13 protein-coding genes and 1 CRISPR repeat array are annotated in these 18,229 nt (G+C 52.5%); of the genes, 3 read left to right on the top strand and 10 right to left on the bottom strand.

Annotated elements, in window-relative coordinates; genetic code table 11:
* Window positions 1-3: 3 nt before the first annotated feature.
* Window positions 4-1,164, bottom strand: coding sequence for a sodium ion-translocating decarboxylase subunit beta (locus ACK2JC_RS24985; protein ID WP_007713410.1), 1,161 nt, complete (start codon window positions 1,162-1,164; stop codon window positions 4-6).
* Between the two features lie 37 nt (window positions 1,165-1,201).
* On the bottom strand, window positions 1,202-2,536 hold the full coding sequence (locus ACK2JC_RS24980; protein WP_107434927.1) for a hemolysin family protein: 1,335 nt from the start codon (window positions 2,534-2,536) through the stop codon (window positions 1,202-1,204).
* Window positions 2,537-2,768: 232 nt separating this feature from the next.
* Here ACK2JC_RS24980 and ACK2JC_RS24975 point away from each other — a divergent pair, with 232 nt between their 5' ends.
* Window positions 2,769-3,716, top strand: a complete 948-nt coding sequence (locus tag ACK2JC_RS24975) for a PfkB family carbohydrate kinase (protein ID WP_320937821.1) — start codon at window positions 2,769-2,771, stop codon at window positions 3,714-3,716.
* A gap of 26 nt (window positions 3,717-3,742) precedes the next feature.
* Here the strand turns inward: ACK2JC_RS24975 and ACK2JC_RS24970 are convergent, their stop codons facing one another.
* Window positions 3,743-4,012 (bottom strand): DUF1905 domain-containing protein, encoded by a 270-nt coding sequence (locus tag ACK2JC_RS24970; protein WP_320937822.1) that lies wholly within the window; start codon window positions 4,010-4,012, stop codon window positions 3,743-3,745.
* 205 nt (window positions 4,013-4,217) lie between these two features.
* Here ACK2JC_RS24970 and ACK2JC_RS24965 point away from each other — a divergent pair, with 205 nt between their 5' ends.
* Entirely contained in the window at window positions 4,218-5,084 is an 867-nt protein-coding gene (locus ACK2JC_RS24965) for a hypothetical protein (protein ID WP_320937823.1), read from the top strand.
* Between the two features lie 193 nt (window positions 5,085-5,277).
* Window positions 5,278-7,591: a CRISPR direct-repeat array (repeat unit 33 nt; unit sequence ATTTTAATTCACAGCCGCCACGCGGCTGAACAC).
* A 192-nt stretch (window positions 7,592-7,783) separates the two neighbouring features.
* Here ACK2JC_RS24965 and ACK2JC_RS24960 read toward each other — a convergent pair.
* Genes ACK2JC_RS24960 through cas5 form a run of 4 tightly spaced genes read right to left on the bottom strand, consistent with a single transcriptional unit; the run spans window position 7,784 to window position 13,718 of the window.
* Window positions 7,784-10,066 (bottom strand): CRISPR-associated endonuclease Cas3'', encoded by a 2,283-nt coding sequence (locus tag ACK2JC_RS24960; protein WP_320937824.1) that lies wholly within the window; start codon window positions 10,064-10,066, stop codon window positions 7,784-7,786.
* Between the two features lies 1 nt (window position 10,067).
* Window positions 10,068-10,976, bottom strand: coding sequence for a type I CRISPR-associated protein Cas7 (locus tag ACK2JC_RS24955; RefSeq protein WP_092360994.1), 909 nt, complete (start codon window positions 10,974-10,976; stop codon window positions 10,068-10,070).
* The gene (locus ACK2JC_RS24950; RefSeq protein WP_320937825.1) at window positions 10,973-13,126 is read right to left on the bottom strand and encodes a hypothetical protein; all 2,154 of its coding nucleotides are present in this window, start codon (window positions 13,124-13,126) and stop codon (window positions 10,973-10,975) included. The genes ACK2JC_RS24955 and ACK2JC_RS24950 overlap by 4 nt, the downstream gene beginning before the upstream one ends.
* Window positions 13,116-13,718, bottom strand: coding sequence for a CRISPR-associated protein Cas5 (gene cas5, locus ACK2JC_RS24945; protein WP_320937826.1), 603 nt, complete (start codon window positions 13,716-13,718; stop codon window positions 13,116-13,118). Before cas5 ends, ACK2JC_RS24950 begins: the two co-directional genes overlap by 11 nt.
* 510 nt (window positions 13,719-14,228) lie before the next feature.
* Here cas5 and ACK2JC_RS24940 point away from each other — a divergent pair.
* Window positions 14,229-15,884 (top strand): ABC transporter ATP-binding protein, encoded by a 1,656-nt coding sequence (locus ACK2JC_RS24940; protein ID WP_320937827.1) that lies wholly within the window; start codon window positions 14,229-14,231, stop codon window positions 15,882-15,884.
* A gap of 96 nt (window positions 15,885-15,980) precedes the next feature.
* On the opposite strand, the gene ACK2JC_RS24935 is transcribed toward ACK2JC_RS24940, so the two are convergent.
* Genes ACK2JC_RS24935 through ACK2JC_RS24925 form a run of 3 tightly spaced genes read right to left on the bottom strand, consistent with a single transcriptional unit; the run spans window position 15,981 to window position 18,016 of the window.
* The gene (locus ACK2JC_RS24935; protein ID WP_320937828.1) at window positions 15,981-16,985 is read right to left on the bottom strand and encodes a PQQ-binding-like beta-propeller repeat protein; all 1,005 of its coding nucleotides are present in this window, start codon (window positions 16,983-16,985) and stop codon (window positions 15,981-15,983) included.
* A 13-nt stretch (window positions 16,986-16,998) separates the two neighbouring features.
* Window positions 16,999-17,691, bottom strand: a complete 693-nt coding sequence (locus ACK2JC_RS24930) for an aspartate/glutamate racemase family protein (protein WP_320937829.1) — start codon at window positions 17,689-17,691, stop codon at window positions 16,999-17,001.
* A 13-nt stretch (window positions 17,692-17,704) separates the two neighbouring features.
* The gene (locus tag ACK2JC_RS24925; protein WP_007713451.1) at window positions 17,705-18,016 is read right to left on the bottom strand and encodes a YbjQ family protein; all 312 of its coding nucleotides are present in this window, start codon (window positions 18,014-18,016) and stop codon (window positions 17,705-17,707) included.
* Between the last annotated feature and the right edge of the window lie 213 nt (window positions 18,017-18,229).

Below are 18,229 nucleotides of genomic sequence, written 5' to 3'. Positions count from 1 at the left end.
GGCTTACAGGTACTGAGTTACAATGCTGATGACAAGGCCGCCTGCGATTACGGAGGCAACCTGACCGGACACGTTGGTTCCCGCCGCCTGCATCAGGATAATATTTCCGGGCTCCGCTTCCGCCGCCATCTTCTGCACCACGCGGGAGGACATGGGGAAGGCGGAAATGCCGCAGCCGCCGATCATGGGGTTCACCGGGGGCTTGCCTGCCATCTTTAAGAACACGTTGACCACCTTGGCAAAGAGCACGCCGCCGATGGTGTCGAACACAAAGGCCACCAGGCCCAGTGCCATGATCATCAGGGTGGCCGGGTTCACAAACTGCTCGGCCCTCATGCTGAAGGAGATGGTGATGCCTAACAGCAGGGTAATGATATTGGCCAGCTCGTTCTGGGCCGCCTGGCTCAGGGAGTGGAGCACGCCGCACTCACGCAGCAGGTTTCCGAACATCAGGAATCCCACCAGCGCCACGGACTGCGGGGAGATGAAGCCCACGATGATGGTAACCGCGATGGGAAATGCGATTCTCATGCCGCGGCTCACGTCACCGGGATTGTACTGCATGTGGATGCAGCGCTCCTTTTTCGTGGTCACCAGCTTGATTGCAAAGGGCTGGATAATGGGCACCAGGGCCATGTAGGAGTAGGCGGCCACCGCGATTGGGCCCATGTAGTTGGAGCCCAGCACCTGGGAAACCAGGATGGAGGTGGGGCCGTCCGCAGCGCCGATGATTCCGATGGAGGCCGCGTCCTTTAAGTCAAAGCCCATCAGGCAGGCGATCAGAATCGCCGCGAAGATACCGAACTGAGCGGCTGCTCCGAACAAAAACAGCACCGGCTGGCTGAGCAGGGGCCCGAAATCGATCATCGCGCCGATGCCGATGAACAGCAGAATGGGCATGGCCTCGGAGGCCTCGATCCCCACCTCAAAGAGCCACTGGATAATCCCCGCTGCCTCCACCTTGTTCTGTACCAGCTGATCGATTACGCCGGAATAGGGCAGATTCACCAGAATCGCGCCGAAGCCCAGAGGCAGCAGCAGGGAAGGCTCATACTCCTTCTTGACCGCCAGGACAATGAGGGCAATTCCCACAATGTACATTGCGATCATTTTCCAGCCGCCCGGCCCCAGCACCGCCATGATACCGTCTAATAAAAACTCCATTTTTTAATCTCCTCCCTTGAATTGGTATACAAGCAATTTATCGATGTTCCGGCCCGGAGCCCGTCAGGGTCAGCCGCACATGGCCGATGACCCGGTCCTCCTGGTCCAGAATTTCGTACTCCGCCTCCGGCGTCACCACCGTTAAGGGCAGCTCCCCGGATTCCGGGATGTAGCCCAGTTGTTCGATCAGATAACCGGACAGCGTGTCGCAGTAGCTCTCAATGTGCAGATGAAGTTCCTCCTCCAGGTCATAGATCTGCGCGCTGCCCAGCACCCGGAACATTTTATGGGGCTCCAGGACCACAATATCCGGCTCCTCGGTCTCATATTCCTCCTGGATCTCGCCTACGATCTCCTCGATCAGGTCCTCCAGCGTGACCATTCCCGACACTCCGCCGTACTCATCCACCAGGATGGCGATCTTCACCTTATTTTTCTGCATTTCCCGGAACAGAGCGTCCGTCCTGCGGTTTTCCGGAACAAAAAACGGTTCCTTTAACAGCGTCCGGATCTCCACCTGGCTGAAGGACTGATCCTTGGCGCAGATCACAAAATCCTTCATGGACAGAATGCCCACAATATTATCAATTTCCCCCTCGTAAACGGGTATTTTGGAATGCATGCTCTTTAAAATTCCGTCGATGTATTCCTCCATCGGATCTTCCAGATTGATGGCAACCATGTCCTGTCGCGGAACCATCACCTCCTTGGCCCGCTTGTCGTCAAAGGAGAAAATGGACGTGATCATCTCCTTCTCGATCTCGTTGAACACGCCGGTCTCGCTGCCCGTCTCCAGCATGGACTTGATCTCCTCCTCGGACACCTCGGCCTCCAGCGTCTCGCTGTGCATGCCGATGAGCTTTAAAAAGCCGCTGGTGGATAGGGATAACAGCCGGATAAAGGGATTTAGCACCCGGGAGATCATGAAGATCGGACGCACGCAGAACAGGCTGAAGGTTTCCGCCTTCTGCAGCGCGATGCGCTTGGGCACCAGTTCGCCGAACACCAGGTTGAAGTAGGCCAGCACAATGGTGACGCACACGCCGGCAATGGTCTGGCTGTAGGGAATCCCCCACTCCAGCATCCGCACGCCCAGCACCTGGGAAATACCCGTGGCCGCCGAGGCGCTGGAAAAGAATCCGGCAAATGTGATCGCCACCTGGATGGTGGACAGAAATACAGTCGAGTCTTTCATCAGGCGTTCAATCAGCGCAGCGCGTTTATCGCCCTGCTCCGCCAGACGGTGAATCTTGTTCTTGTTCACCGAAACCACCGCCATCTCCGCTCCCGCGAAGAACGCGTTGACCGCCGTCAGAAACACCAGAAACAACAGTTGGAATGCAATACCGCCCGATAGAGGGTCGCTCTCCATAATAAAATCATTCCTCCTTTTGGAAATTATTATTAGCGCCATTCTCTGCGCTTTTGCGTTTATTATACAGAATCCACGGCTTTCTGTCAGCAAAAAATTTCTGAAAATTCTTTCAGAAATAGTGCCGGACCGGTCCAATGCGATTGCTTTTTGTTGCATCCACGGCCTTTCCGGGCTATGATGAAAGGGCAAACCAGGTGAAAAACCGCTCGTGAAACGGAGGGATAACGTCATGAAACCTGCACTGATCATCGGCTCCACTGTGGCCGACGTCACAATTTACCTTCCCCGCCTGCCCCACACGGGTCAGGATATCAATATCAGCAGCCAGTCCATGACCCTGGGCGGCTGCGCCTTCAATGTCTCGGAGATGCTGCGCCGCTTCGGCCTGCCTTACCACCTCTTCTCACCGGTGGGCAGCGGAATTTACGGAGATTTCGTGCGCAGCAGGCTGCGGGAAAAGGAGATTCCGTTGCTGATTCCATGCCCGGAGGAGGAAAACGGCTGCTGCTACTGCTTTGTGGAGTCTACGGGCGAGCGGACCTTCGCGGCACTCCACGGCGCTGAGTACCGTTTTAAACCCCAGTGGTTCGACCTGCTGGACCCGAAAGAGCTGGGGCCGGTCTATGTCTGCGGCCTGGAACTGGAGGAGGACACCGGGGAGGTGATTCTGGATTACCTGGAAGCCAACCCGCCAAAGGCGCTGTATTTCGCGCCGGGGCCGCGGATCGGGGAGATCGGGCAAGAAAAGCTTGAGCGGATGTGGAATCTGTCGCCGGTGGTGCATTTGAATGGGCAGGAGGCAAAGGTATGCGCGGAGATGATGGCCAGGGTTGATGGTGATCGGACGGAGGCACCAGATGAGGATACCGTGCATGCTGCACAGATCATCTGCCACCGCACCGGAAACCATGTGATTGTAACCCTGGGAGCGGACGGCGCTCTGGTCTGCCACCGCTCAGGCTGCTGGCGCCACATTCCTTCCCGCCCGGCGCGCCAGGTAGATGCCAACGGAGCCGGGGACAGCCACGTCGGGACGGTTATCGCATGCGGAATGCGCGGAATGTCCCTGGAGGATTCGGTCCGCACCGCTAACCTGGTAGCTGCCGCCGCGGTGGAGCATCCCGGAGCCGGATTGCCGGACGAGGTGTTCGACCAGTTGAAGTTTAAGTTTAAGTGACAGGTAAGGCTGCCGGTTTGCTCCCATTATTCCCGCTCCCGCAGCACTACCCGCACCATATCTCCGGGCTGTTTGCCGATGGCGGCCCGGATATCCTTCCGCACGCCCAGAATGTGCCCCGGCGTTTTCATCCGCACCAGGCTGCCGTCGTAGGCCGTCCCGTCAAACCAGGCGTGCACCTTCACTCTGCCCTTCCCAAACTCTTTACGCACGTCAAAGGGAATCTCCACATAAGCCCCGTCCATATCCGGTACCTTTTGGATTTCCGCCTCGAACACATACTCCTTGTCATTCACCCGCACCGCACCTCCCGAAATTGGATTCTTCTCTCAGGATTTCCAGAATAACGCCGCTTTATCCGCGGTCGGGCCGATTGCCGTCCAAACTGTAAGCGAAACTTAATGATATAACAAGATTCCCGCAAAACAAAGTGAGGCCGGGCATGATATGATAAAAGCAGAAACCCCGCGTGTTTTCACAACAACAGAAGGAGTCAATCCCATGAAACCTATATCAATCAAAGGCCTGCGAGCGGCCTCATCCATTTTTGCCCTGCTGTTCATTCTCAACGCCTCCGGCTGTGCGGGAGCCGCCGGTTCTCCCTCCGTGCCGGCGGCGGCTGGAACCACGGTAGCGGCAGAAACCACAGCGGCGACAGAAACCACGGCGGCGACAGAAACCACGGTGGCTGCCGGAACCACAACTGCGGCGGTGCCGCAGACTTCGACCAGCGCAGAACGGACAGCAGAAGCCGCAACCACAAAAGCGCTTGAAAAAACGGCTTCCGAGGAGACCGGCGCCCCCTCTTCTCCGCACAGTGCCCCCACGTCGGAAAGCGACCTGCCCACTCTGAGCGTCATTTATCAGGACGGCACCGCTGTCGCTGAAATCCCTACACAGTCCGGCGGGTACACTCTCACGATTCCCCAGCCCGATGGTACCGCCCAGTCCATCATCGCCTGTGGAGCCGATCCTCTGTCCGACCTGGCGCAGCGCACCAAAGAAATCCCCTATGTGGAGTACGGCGGACAGATGGTCCTTTCCTTTGAGGATGGCTCGCAGCCCGATTCCGTAGAGCTGACCGACATTATTCTGCAAAAAGACGGAACCTCCCAGTTTGGCGAACGGACCTATGTCCACACCACGTTGGAATGCATCGACGGCAAAGCGGAATTCACCCTGGAAGAAAACCCCGTGGTGTATCTCAGCTCCACCATCAATCCAGAGGGCTTTTACCGCGGATTCCGTGTAAACTGCACTTGGGAGAACGGTTCCGCGGCAGAGTATGGGTTTGTGTTCCGCGCGGGAACATGCTTTCCGATTGAATCGTCGCCGGAAACGTCGGCTGTATCGCCTACCCAGGCATAAATTTCCAAAAAGAGAGCCCTCGCAGCCAGTTCATGGCGTTGAGGACTCTCTTTTGTTAGTTGCATTATAAAAACATACCGCTATGCGATCGGACCTCGCCACCATCTCCGATATTCGATGGCCGGTCTGATGATTTTAGTTCACAACTGCTATGCACACCACCGACCGCGATACATCTGCTGCGGACCCACTTATTTTAATTCACAATTTCTACGCGGCTGAACACTCATGCTGGTCCACATCTCCACGTCCGCCTGAGGCATTTTAATTCACAACCGCCACGCGGCTGAACACGGCGGTGCCGGTGGATCTGGCGATAGATATAACATATTTTAATTCACAGCCGCCACGCGGCTGAACACCAGCTGCATCATCCATGCGCGCCATCTCCTCGTCATTTTAATTCACAGCCGCCACGCGGCTGAACACAATATACTTTTCCCGTCCACAATTTGCATTATTATTTTAATTCACAGCCGCCACGCGGCTGAACACTCGCGTGGGCTGCGTGGGGTGTCCGATGGCAAGTATTTTAATTCACAGCCGCCACGCGGCTGAACACATGGTGCGATGTGACGGTATCTGCCGCCGGCATATTTTAATTCACAGCCGCCACGCGGCTGAACACACTCGCTCTTCTCATCAATTCTCCCTTCTGGAATATTTTAATTCACAGCCGCCACGCGGCTGAACACTGCGTCAGCGGCGGCGGAGAGCGCAGCACTTGCGCATTTTAATTCACAGCCGCCACGCGGCTGAACACCGGAGCAATGCACCAAGTCCGCCGACAGGTCTGTATTTTAATTCACAGCCGCCACGCGGCTGAACACCTGGTAGTTATCCATAGGCCGTGCCAGATTGGAATTTTAATTCACAGCCGCCACGCGGCTGAACACGTTTTGTAGCAATGCAGCGTCTGCCTTATGAAGTATTTTAATTCACAGCCGCCACGCGGCTGAACACGCCGATCAAAAAGGGGAGGATAAGTATTAATTACATTTTAATTCACAGCCGCCACGCGGCTGAACACCAGCGTCAACCCGGAAATTTTCGCCATCAAAGATATTTTAATTCACAGCCGCCACGCGGCTGAACACTACCTGAAAGAAAAACCTTGTGATGATTGGGCAATTTTAATTCACAGCCGCCACGCGGCTGAACACTGGTTTGCCATATTATCACCTTCCTTTTGGCAATCATTTTAATTCACAGCCGCCACGCGGCTGAACACCGGCATACCAATCATAGAAAATGGATTCTCTGGTATTTTAATTCACAGCCGCCACGCGGCTGAACACTCGACCGAACATATACCTCAATCAACGAAGAAGTATTTTAATTCACAGCCGCCACGCGGCTGAACACGCTTGCAAAGCTATATCTTAACAATTTATATGGTATTTTAATTCACAGCCGCCACGCGGCTGAACACCAGCCTTCCACATTCTTAACTACCAGAAATTCTACATTTTAATTCACAGCCGCCACGCGGCTGAACACAGAATGACCGCTATCTTACCAACGCAAGAATGACATTTTAATTCACAGCCGCCACGCGGCTGAACACGGTGGATGGTGATACTGGGATGAAACAGACCAGTATTTTAATTCACAGCCGCCACGCGGCTGAACACATATGGGCCGGAAAGCGGGGAAACTGAATGAAAGAATTTTAATTCACAGCCGCCACGCGGCTGAACACGACGCCAGGGATTATACCAGCGAGTATTATGATATTTTAATTCACAGCCGCCACGCGGCTGAACACATACTGTGCCGATATAGAATCCTATGGGATCGTATTTTAATTCACAGCCGCCACGCGGCTGAACACCACTGCCGCGTTTGCGCTCAGTTGCTGATTGTGGTATTTTAATTCACAGCCGCCACGCGGCTGAACACCGCTGGCGGAGGAGGCGGAGGTGGAGCGGCTACGAAATATTTTAATTCACAGCCGCCACGCGGCTGAACACAAAGATACTTGCGAGATTAAGAATTATGAGGATATTTTAATTCACAGCCGCCACGCGGCTGAACACCAACCAGCTCGATATCGAGCTGTACACCGAAAAATTTTAATTCACAGCCGCCACGCGGCTGAACACGAAAAGGTAACACCCTCAGCCTTCATAGTTGCATTTTAATTCACAGCCGCCACGCGGCTGAACACGTGTTATGGCTTGCTGGAAAATACGGTCTTTGACTATTTTAATTCACAGCCGCCACGCGGCTGAACACCTAGTTCCAGTGTTTCCGCTTCTCCACGCCTCGTCATTTTAATTCACAGCCGCCACGCGGCTGAACACCCTCATAGATTTTCCCTCCCACCCGGGCCAACCGATTTTAATTCACAGCCGCCACGCGGCTGAACACATGCATAATTTGTGGACCCCTGCATATCGGATTTATTTTAATTCACAGCCGCCACGCGGCTGAACACCCTCATAGCCGATAGAGGGGATTCCCGAGTCAATATTTTAATTCACAGCCGCCACGCGGCTGAACACAGCAATACTTCACAAATTCTTCACCATATTTTATATAATTTCACCAAATCTACCCCACCTATTCTCAATTCTCCCCTTCACCCCCTTCAATAAATCAACACCATCTCCCCATTTTGTTCATTACCCTGGTGCGAATCCCCCAGCAAATTCATGTTCACTCGGCATTCGCACCGGCATCTTTCCCGCGTCGCCCTAATTTTTTCCAATAACATTTACAAAACACCCTAAAAGTTCCGCATCATACTGCCCTGGCGGGAACACATATAAGTCTTCACCATTTACAATCGGTGACAATTCCAGATGCGTAACCTGACTCTTATAAAGTGATACGCTCTTTCTCTGAAGCTCTGCCCTGTCACAGTACGCCCCAGCCCGTATTGCCCTTACCAGCTTCGGGTCAACGACAGCCAGCGCCTGAGATTCATTTGAAATTATCTTGAAATCCTGTGCCATGGTACTGAACTCAAACGCACCTTCCTTTTCCAGAAAAAATCGTTGCCGTTCTGCCAGCCCGGGCCTTCGCTTTGATTCTTCTCGGAATGCATAAGACGCTAATTGGGACGGCGGCAGACTCCAGACCGGGGTGTCGCCGTATTTATTGCGGATGATTTCCCGCCAGACACCCTTGCCGGCTCCTATCCCTCTATTTTCCGGCAGTTTGGAATCAAACAGCTCAAATGCCCATAAGCCGACATCTGGATACTCCTGGTTACGGCTGATCCTTCCAAGCAGCTGCAAATAAATATCGCATGATAAAACCTGGCAGAATCCATTCCTGAATGAAAGATCAAGCCCCATTGCCGCATAAGTCGTTGCGACCATAGTCCAGTCATTTTTTTCCGCATCCGCTTCAGACCGCCCGAGCACTGCTTCGATCTCCTGCAATTTCCTTTCGCAATCCTCGGGCGTAAACGCATTGGATAAATGAGAGACTTGTTTGCCGCGCTGCTTCAATTCAAACGCAATTCTTGCCGCCGCCTCTCTTGTCTCCGCCAAAATCACCCTTGGCCCTTCATGGGCCAACGCAAAATCCAACAAGTCGCCAATTTTGGAAAACCGGCATTGTTCTAAATCCTCGGGCGAGAGCCGTTTTTGAACCCGTTTCCGGTCCATCTCCTCCATTTTTCTTTGCAATTCTTCCGATAAAATGGGCTTTGGAATGGGAAATGGTTCATTCTTTCCAAATAACCTTTTAAACCGTTCATTTTCCCAAAAATGAACCATCGTGCCGGAGGATAGGATCACAGAGCATCCCCAATCCCTACACAGTTCCCCCAGCCATTTCCAAATAACCGGGAGGCATTCCGCGGGAGCCGAGGCGTGAAATTCATCTAAGATGATCACCGAGCCCGGCAATTCATGAAGCTTTTTCAGATGCGCCGGTTCATTGGCCGCCAATGTCTCGTAAAAGGCCACTGCCGTGGTCAGAATAAACGGCGTCTCCCATGAATTTGCCAGCTCACGAAGCTGCGGAGTATGGTATTCCGCTCTGGAGTGGACAACCGACACCGTTTCGTTCCCCTGTTGCTCATCGGGAGCAACTGCCTTCCTGACAACCTGTTCCACATGTTCGAGGAGCGCGATCATGGGTGAAATAAGAAAAACATGTCTCAGCTGATTCTTTTCCGCCAGCCGGAGCGCCAAAGCGAGAAATGCAGTTGTCTTTCCTGTACCCACGCAGGCGTCACCGTTGTAGACCGCCGCCCTCTGATCTACAGGAAAATGTGCTCGGCACTCCTGATAGAATTCTGTACGCAGATCATTTAATATCCGTCTGTCTTCATTTTCCTCCGAACTCACTTTATTCTGAAGTCTGGCCACATAGCTGTCCAGCCGCTTCAAAAAAGTCTCCCATTGCGGCAGAGTTTCGTCGGGGTTAAAGCCTTTCCCGGCGGTATCGTTCCAATCGGCATTTACCAGGCAGGAAAGCATCATTCTTACCTCCTGGGAAGAGGCGGGGCGGTCTTTCATTTTTTCAAATTCCACCGCGTCTCTCCCCGTTGCCTCAAGGTGTGCGCTCAGGAGCTTGTCGATGATATTGTCCGTATATGTTTGAAGCGCTGTCCGCTCTTCCTCATTTTTCGTGAATGCGCTGCAAAACGGCGTGCTGTTTATTCTCTCCGCTCCCCAATTCGGCAGCCCCGGGCGATGATGTCCGTAAATCAGCATCGCTCCAAACATATCCCCATAAATATGATACAAATACCTTGTTCCGGCATACTGATGAGGATATGGAAGCCTTCCGCAATAAGTTTCATCGTGTAAACGGGCCTGATTCTGATCCTCAAGTTTTCCCAGATCATGGAATTTCAGCGTCAACAGCAGCCATCTCTCCACCCGGCGGTAGATATCTTCCGGCAAAAATGCCTTCCATTTTGACAAAGTATGCTGCACCCATTGATACACACCCCAAATGTGTTCTCCATATGACTGATCATAACCGCAGTATGCCTTACTGTGAGCAAGATATTTCACCCTATACCTCCATCAGATCAATGACCGGCCCCGCTTTTCCTTTCATTTCCTGATTCAACCGCGCAATCCGCTGTTCCACCGCCTCCACATCGTAGTCTTTGATACTACGGGCGACCGCATCCGCCGGTATCAGCAGATCAGGTGTCAGCGCCTCAATAATCTTAAAGTCATTGTAACATCCCCTGGCCTTTGCGTGTTCCACATAATAAGCGTGGCGGATGTTGACCTGAGGTCTGATGTAGGAAGCGGTGGCCTCATAGGCATAAGGGATCATGCGCAGCAGCAGCTGAATATCCCTATATGTGCACTGCGTCTTTCCCGCCATGGTTGCATTTACAAAAAATGGCATGAGATACAGCCCATAGGGCACGACGCGGAATGCCAGAGGCGCCATACCCTTTCCCTTCCCCTCCTCTGCCGGCAAAACCTTCGTTGTGGTGAGACGCTCGACTTCAATGGGGGAAAGCGAAAGTCCCAGCCCAAACTGCACCACGCCGGTATGGATGAATGTCCCAGCCTGCGGATTATCAGCTGCAATGGCCTCATCCTTTATCTTTCCCTCCAAAAATGTAGAACCAAACACACGGGCGTCCCAGTAACGGTCCAGAAACTCCTGTGAAGAGAGCCTTTTTACCTCTGACCGCTTGGTCTCTTTTTGCTCAAGAATGTCATAGTGCCCCATCTCCGACGGCTCGATCCCCAATTCAGCGCTGATTTCCTTCCAGATCGGCCCCTCTTTGTACGCAACCAGTTCCCGGACTTTGTGTTTGAAAGACACCGGGGAAATTTCCCCACGCTCATCACTGCGCTGCCTCGGTTCGCTGTCCTGATCGGGATTTCCATTGGGGTTCGAGTTGATCGTTTCAATCCAAAGTAAACCAGTTCCTCTGTGCAGTTCTCTCTCCATCATGCTTCCTCCTCCTGACTTTTTTCTTGGTCCACAGTATTTTTATAATATGTTTCTCTGGGAAATGAAAGTTCGCTTCCATATCCGACAATCAGCTCCACCTGCTCATCGAGAGTCGGTCTTTCGGGCAGGGAAATGCCGTCCACCTCAATCTCTTTAAATGTCTCCGATATCTTTTTGATAATCCATCCGCTCTGGCTGTCTGGATTTGCCGAGGCCCAGTTGATATAAATCTGCATTTTCCCGAATAGCATTTTCAAAGCTTCCTTGGGCCTTTGCAGCGCTGTCTGATAAACCGCGCTGCCCATCAACTGTCCCGGAATCGGTTTTGTATGCGTCTTAAGCGTTTCTTTATTGCGCTCTATGATACAGTAATTTCTGTGGAGGCAGTCTGCAAGTCCCATCAGCCTCCCCAAAAGGAACATTTTGCTTTTCATATAGTCCTCCTTTCTGATCCCCTTCTTGTAAAGGAGAATTCCCAACAATTCCAGGGCAACGCAGGCCCTCCACAGCATTTCCTTCGTGAATGGGTGTCCCTTGGAGGCGACTCTTTGAAACCGGAACGCATCCAGCAGAAGTTCTCCGCTGGTCCGCAGCGTTTCCTTCATACAGGTCTCAATCAATTTCGCATCTCTTCGGCCTCCGTAGGTATCGGGAAGAAACAGGCGGTATACCTCCTCCTCGGTTATCGTACAAGATCTTCTGTCCTGCATTCGTCCAATGTTGCCGCTGTTTTGTGTCCGGTACTGCGTCCTCAATACACTGCTGATCGCACCCGGCCCCGGGCACCATGGGCGGACAAAATGAACCTGTTTTCCATCCTTATTTTTCCATTTCACATTAAATTTTACGGATGGGATGTTTTCAGCCGCCTTCATCCACCCCGCTACATTTTCATAGACCTGTTCGACTGTCATAGTGCGGCTGTAGACGATCTGCTTGCGCCCTTTGTCCAGGGTTTCAAACAGCTGTAAATGGACTGGGTCCTTCCGATTCGCACTTAATTTGTTCCGCAGCATGTCCAATACCTTTTTGCATGTATCTTCATACACACTGCTTCCCCCGTTGTTCGCAAATGCATCCGCCAGGTCTATTTCTCCGCTGGGATCACTCTCCAACCAGGCCAACAGCAGCAGCGGTGTCTTTGACGAAGTTCCCCAGAAGCTGGTCCAGGTCTTTCCTCTGCGCTCTTCCTTCATCAAGAACCCCAGGGCGTCATTCATTCTACGCACCTGCTCTTCCCCTGCGGGAAAAGCCCCCGTTCTCTCCAGATTATAGCGGGAAAGACAAGGGTATGCTCCTGTATTGTTGGAGTACAGATAAGAGGGTCCGATCACCTGAAACGCCGGGTTGGGATATTTATCCCGGACCAGCGCCATCCTCGTCCCGGAAAGCGCGGATATTCCCATCATTTTCCCGGACGCCTCCGCAGTCTCTTCCGGGGTTCCCTGCGCTTTCAGCAGCAGCTGAACCAGCGCATTTCCCGTATCGGGATCTGCCACCTTATAGTCCAGCTCGTCATCTTCTATATCAAAATAGCAGGCGCAGAGCGAGGTGTATTGACGTTTCTTTGAGTCAAAGCTTCCCACCAGGAGTTTTTTGAAGAAGTCAATAAAGCGCTCTTCTCTCCAAAGATTGTCGTAAATAGCCCGGCGGAAATTATCATAAAACTCCGGCACATTTCCCTTCCTCGGAAAGCGGTTCAAGAGGCGGCGCACGCTTTCCAGGCAGATATCATCCCGGTCTTCCAGAACCGGCCTCATCTGCTCTAGCGTCCATGGCTTTACTTGGATATCGTCGCTCTTGGGATTGCCGGCCGTGTAATCCAGCTCCAACAGCATTTGCCGCTTTTTCTCACAGTCCGCTTTCTTCCAGGCTGCTTCATCAAATGAGGCGGAAATATGTTCCGGCAGAAGCGGTTTCTGCACTTTAATCGCGGGAAAACGGTCATGATTTCCATGGCTGTGCAGCCATAGCCTGGATGTCTGCTCTTTGCCAAATAAATCATTGATGGACGGTTTTCCATCCCGGTCCAAATAAATGCAGAGGCATTCGCATTTGGCCATCTTGTGCACATCGCGGTGGGTGCTCGCATGAGGCAGTAATCCCTGTCTCCCCAGCAGATTTGAGAGTTGATACAATTCATTCAGCAAAATGCAGCACCCCCTCCACTATTTTCACATTCTGCATGAATGTTGGAGACAGCTGTCCGTATGTGGGCCGGTCGAACATCGTGTCCAGCAGCGATGGTATCTCCAAATTGATGGTCCGGTCCACCTGCGTGTCGTCCCGCAGGGGCCCAAAGTAGGAGGGGATGAATTCTGAAAGGCCCAGCGACGGAGTCCGATAGAAAAGGCCGCTCTTCAACCGGCGCATGAACACGTCCCTGAGTTGATGCATCGGATTATGTAATGCGGTGGGCGGGGCATATCCCTTCACGGTGCCGTATATCTTGTAATCCACGTTGATCAGTACGGTCGCCATGATTTGAAATGGCGCCTGGGACTTGCGGAGTGGTCCGTTATAGTTTTGCGTGTACCTGTGGTACACTGGGGGAGTGCACAGTTCTATGCGCTCTGGCCAGAAATATGCTTCTCGGCTGAAGGCGACGCAGGTCATCATACCTATGATCGCTGAGCGAGGGGGGACTGGGGAGCTGATGGGGGACGAGCCCGCATCTGGACGTGCGTAGCAGGCCGCAGGGCCTGCGACCTCAAAAGCCCACTCGTATCGTTTGTTGAGCATTTGAATTTCCTCCTTCCTTATGTTTCGTTATCTGTATAGTACCACAGATATATAATTTTGTAAATATGTTCTTATTATTTAATGTTTTTAATTTGACTAATTTTGTATTCTTTTATATAATATAAGAACGGTATTCATTACCGGTGAATTGAAATTTATTATTTAATGTTTAAAGCAAAAAGGGTCAACCGGTTATCACGACATCTCGCGATAACCGGCTGGCCCTTTTGTTTTTCCTTCTACCAAGACAAAATTGATTAACATGACTTTTAAAAGATAGCCCCAGCAGCCCTATATATGACTCTAAATTTTTGTCTGGTTGGCACTGATCCTCTCTATATGCTGACTGACTAATATGCCAGCACGGAAATATCAGAAAATACATAAATTAAATCTTGCCTGCTTAAAGAAGGCATCAGAATTCATTCATTTTTTTATATTCTTTTAAAATTTATCTCAAACTCAGTTTATGTGTTATAATAAATGGAATTGAATTCAGGAGGACAGGCCATGCCAAATCAAAACAACTCGCATTTCCATCCCAAGATCAACGAAATCTTCAAACCGCTTAAAAAGATGCAGCTGCTCACAGAGCTTCTCTTCCTGGCTATGATCTCCGCCAAATTCACTCTGCTCATCCAAGTGCAGAGGACCATCGACAGCATTTCCCCGGACAATCCCGCCGGTACGCAGCGGTATCTCAAGCTCTGCGCGCTACTGATTCTCTTGTTTTTCCTGATCAACTGTGTATTTCAGTATTTTTTCCGAAATCTTCAATATAACAGCCATTACACTCTGATCAAAAGTCTGTTCGGCCTGGCTCTGGAAAAAGATTGCGCGTTCCACGAAAAATACGTGTCTTCCGCTGTGCTGAGCATGGTCAAAGACGACAGCAAGTTCATTTCCGACTGGAAAAGCATAGGCATTATCACAGTGACCGGCAACGTGGTGACGATGGTATTTGCCTTTGTGATTATGCTGCGGTACAGTGTTCTCATTGCCGCAGTCATTTTCCTGGCAATTCTGCTCTGCTTTTGTATCACTCAGTATATCAGCAAAATTATCAGCGCCAAAACCTATGACCTGCAGGTATCCAATACGGAAATGAACCGCAAAATCATCGACTATTTGAACGGAATCAGGGATATCAAGCAATTAAAAAAGGAGCCCTTTTTCCGGGACCAGCTGGTGGATTTTATCGACCGCAACACCTGCCGGCACAGCAGGGGCATCTCTCAATATTATTCCGTTTTCACATCCATCTATGCGGTGCTGACTACCGCTCTGCCCGTACTGAGCATTCTGATCGGCGTAATTTTGATACTACAGCAACAATATACCATCGGCAGCATGATCGCCGTCTTTGCCCTTGCGGAAAACCTGCAAGAGCCAGTATTGACGATCCCAGATTTTCTGAACCTGCGCAGGCAGGCACTGGCCATGCAGAGTAAAATACTGCCGGTTTTGCAGGCCAGCCCCACCGATTACGCTACAAAGACGCTGGAGTCTATGGAATCCTTTTCCTTCCACTCGGACTCTTATGCCTTTCAGGACGGCAAAACCATTCTCAGACACGTTGATTTCGTGGTAAGAAAGGGAAAACCGGTCATCGTCAAGGGCGAGAGCGGGAAGGGAAAAACCAGCTTATTCAATCTGATCTCCCGCTTTTACAGCACCCAGGAACAGCCTGTATCCATGGAATACAACGGCATTCCGGTAGAAACCATACCTCCCAGGCTCTACTATCAGCATGTGCTGCAAGCCCAGCAGCAGCCCTGCATTTTCCAGGACACGGTTCTGGAAAATATCACCCTGGGGGAAGTCTACGACCCCCAGGCGCTGGAAAAAGTTCTCCACACTGCCTGCCTGGAAGAATTTGTAGCCTCCAAGGGCCTGGACTTCCAGATCACGCAGAATGGCGAAAATATCTCCGGCGGCCAGAGACAACGTATCGGACTGGCCCGGGTGTTGCTCAGAGAGCCGGACATTCTGATGCTGGACGAGCCCACAAGCGCTCTGGACCCAGAGCTAGTGTCCGTTCTTACGGAACGGGTAGCACAATATTGCCTCCATCACGGCATCGCCCTGATTCTGATCTCCCACAATGATTCATTTGAACAGTATTACCGTGAAATGCGGATACCGGTGGAATTTGTCTGGGTCTGACTCCCTAAACACATGAACGAGTTTCATTATTAATAGGGCAGTCGACTTTACAGCCAACCGCCCTATTTTCCGGGATACGCATCTAACATCACCCCACTACTTACTAAAACACTCCACCTGCCCCTTATCGCTCAAAACCACCAGTTCCTCCCCATAAAGGAACATACATCGCGGCGTAGCGGAGACCTTCTTCTTTTTCATCCTCTCTTGCCCTCTCCCAGCATCCAGACAATAGAGATACCCGTCCTCCGTCCCAAACCACAGCGCTTCACCGTCAAGTACGGCCGGTGTACTGACCTTTCCGTCCGCCTGATATCGGAAGCGCTCCACAAGTCCCCTGTCCGCTCCGATCTCCCAGCAAATCATATCCCCGTCGTCATTTCCCAGGTAAACAACGCCCTCATGGATCAACGGCTCCATATAGAGGGCGCCGCCGGTTTTCACCTCCGAGAGAAGGCCTCCGTCCGCCGCATCCAGAATCAGAATACTGCCGCCTGCGGTGCAGGCCATCAGCGTGCGGTCGTCGAGAAGGGCGCAGGACCTCACATACTGCTTTTCCCCATACTGCCAGATCATGTTTCCGGTGCTCTTCTCCATGCAGTACACCGGACCGCAGCTGACTCCGTGGTAAAGACGGTCCCCGCGGATCAAAATATGACAGTTGGCGTGTTCGGACCTTTGTCCGCTGCGCCAGAGAATTTCCCCTGTCTCCCGATCCAGACAGTACATCGCGCGGTTATAGGCGTACAATCTGCCGCCGTCCACGCATATATGCCAGTCCGGATTTCCGTCTCCCAGGCCCGTTTCCCAGATCACCCTGCCATCCGCCCCGTCAATGCAATACATCATGCCGCTAAACGCGTTAAAATAAAATTTCCCCGCCAGGGCATCCCCCATGCTGCGGATCACATGGGGCCTCTCAAACAGAACCTCCGGTTCCCGTTCTTTGATATTGAAGCAGATCAACCGGCTTTCAAAAAATGATCCTTTGCGGTAACACAGTGCAAAATACAGCTGGCCGTCCATCAAAACGCCATCCGCCGAGACGATCGCCTGCCTGAGACCTTTTATCTTATATTCCCACTGCTTTTTTAGCACCATAGACTCTCCCGTTCTACTCCGTTACCGCCCACTCCGCCGCCCGCCCCGCATGAATCTGCGTCGTATCAAACACCGGCAGCTCCGTGTCCGCCTGGCTGATCAGAAGCCCGATCTCCGTACATCCCAGGATCACGCCCTGCGCGCCCCGTCCCTTCTGTTCCTCAATAATCCGCAGATATTCCTTCCTGGACTCCTCCGAGATCACCCCCAGGCACAGCTCCCCGAAAATGATCCGGTTCACAATTTCCATGTCCTCGTCCCCGGGAACCATCACCTCGATGCCCCGCTCCACCAGCTTTTCCTTATAAAAATCCTGCTGCATGGTGTAGCGCGTGCCCAGCAGGAGCACCCGAGTGATTCCACTGTCGATCAACGCCTCCGCCGTGGCCTCCGCGATATGCAGAATCGGAATGGAGACCCGTTCCCCAATCTGAGGCGCCACCTTGTGCATGGTATTGGTGCAGATTACAATACAATCCGCCCCCGCGCCCTCCAGCCCCTTGGCCGCGTCCCCCAGAATCCGGGCGCTCTTCTCCCAGTCGCCCCGGGTCTGGCACTCCTCGATCTCCTGAAAATCCACGCTGTAGAGCAGAATTTTTGCCGAGTGCAGCCCGCCCAGACTCTTCTTCACCGCCTCATTGATCAGCTGGTAGTAGGTCACCGTGCTCTCCCAGCTCATTCCTCCGATCAGGCCAATAGTTTTCATCTCTTTTCCCCTCCTATACAAACCGCACCGCGGTGCCGTAAGCCATCACCTCTGCCGCGCCCTGGGCCACGGAGCTGCTGTTGTAGCGCGCCGCCACAATGGCGTCCGCGCCCATGGACTGAGCCTGCTCGATCATGCGCTGGGTGGCCAGGCCCCGGGCGTTCTCCATCATCTCGTTGTAGGAGGTCAGCTCTCCTCCCACCAGCGTCTTAAAACTGTTCATGATGTCCTTCCCCGCGTGCACCGTCATGATGCTGGAACCCCGCACCAGCCCCAGCTGCTCGAATCTGCCGCCGTTTACGCTCTCTGTGGTCACAATCAACATAGCATTTCCCTCCTGATTTCTGCCGGACAAGCCGGTCCGTTTTCTTCTAGTATAGCGTATTCGTGTCCGGCGTTTCTTACGTTTTCTTTAAGTTTCACAGTCGCTTTGGGGGCGGATTCCGGGGAAGTCGCGGCGTCATGGCCGGGATCGGTGATTCCCGCCGCCGCCTCAGAGCCGGGGCTAACGATTCTCTCCCCAACCACAAAACCAGGG

The sequence above is a fragment of the Enterocloster lavalensis genome (assembly GCF_046603895.1).
GTDB lineage: Bacteria > Bacillota > Clostridia > Lachnospirales > Lachnospiraceae > Enterocloster > Enterocloster lavalensis.
The sequence above is the reverse complement of the archived record's forward strand: the minus strand, read 5'-3'. Positions and strand labels throughout refer to the sequence as shown.

Excerpts from the sequence above, each read along its gene's own strand:
- ACK2JC_RS24985 (WP_007713410.1), bottom strand. The coding sequence starts at position 1,164 with ATGGAGTTTTTATTAGACGGTATCATGGCGGTGCTGGGGCCGGGCGGC.
- ACK2JC_RS24980 (WP_107434927.1), bottom strand. The coding sequence starts at position 2,536 with ATGGAGAGCGACCCTCTATCGGGCGGTATTGCATTCCAACTGTTGTTT.
- ACK2JC_RS24975 (WP_320937821.1), top strand. The coding sequence starts at position 2,769 with ATGAAACCTGCACTGATCATCGGCTCCACTGTGGCCGACGTCACAATT.
- ACK2JC_RS24965 (WP_320937823.1), top strand. The coding sequence starts at position 4,218 with ATGAAACCTATATCAATCAAAGGCCTGCGAGCGGCCTCATCCATTTTT.
- ACK2JC_RS24955 (WP_092360994.1), bottom strand. The coding sequence starts at position 10,976 with ATGATGGAGAGAGAACTGCACAGAGGAACTGGTTTACTTTGGATTGAA.
- cas5 (WP_320937826.1), bottom strand. The coding sequence starts at position 13,718 with ATGCTCAACAAACGATACGAGTGGGCTTTTGAGGTCGCAGGCCCTGCG.
- ACK2JC_RS24940 (WP_320937827.1), top strand. The coding sequence starts at position 14,229 with ATGCCAAATCAAAACAACTCGCATTTCCATCCCAAGATCAACGAAATC.
- ACK2JC_RS24935 (WP_320937828.1), bottom strand. The coding sequence starts at position 16,985 with ATGGTGCTAAAAAAGCAGTGGGAATATAAGATAAAAGGTCTCAGGCAG.
- ACK2JC_RS24930 (WP_320937829.1), bottom strand. The coding sequence starts at position 17,691 with ATGAAAACTATTGGCCTGATCGGAGGAATGAGCTGGGAGAGCACGGTG.
- ACK2JC_RS24925 (WP_007713451.1), bottom strand. The coding sequence starts at position 18,016 with ATGTTGATTGTGACCACAGAGAGCGTAAACGGCGGCAGATTCGAGCAG.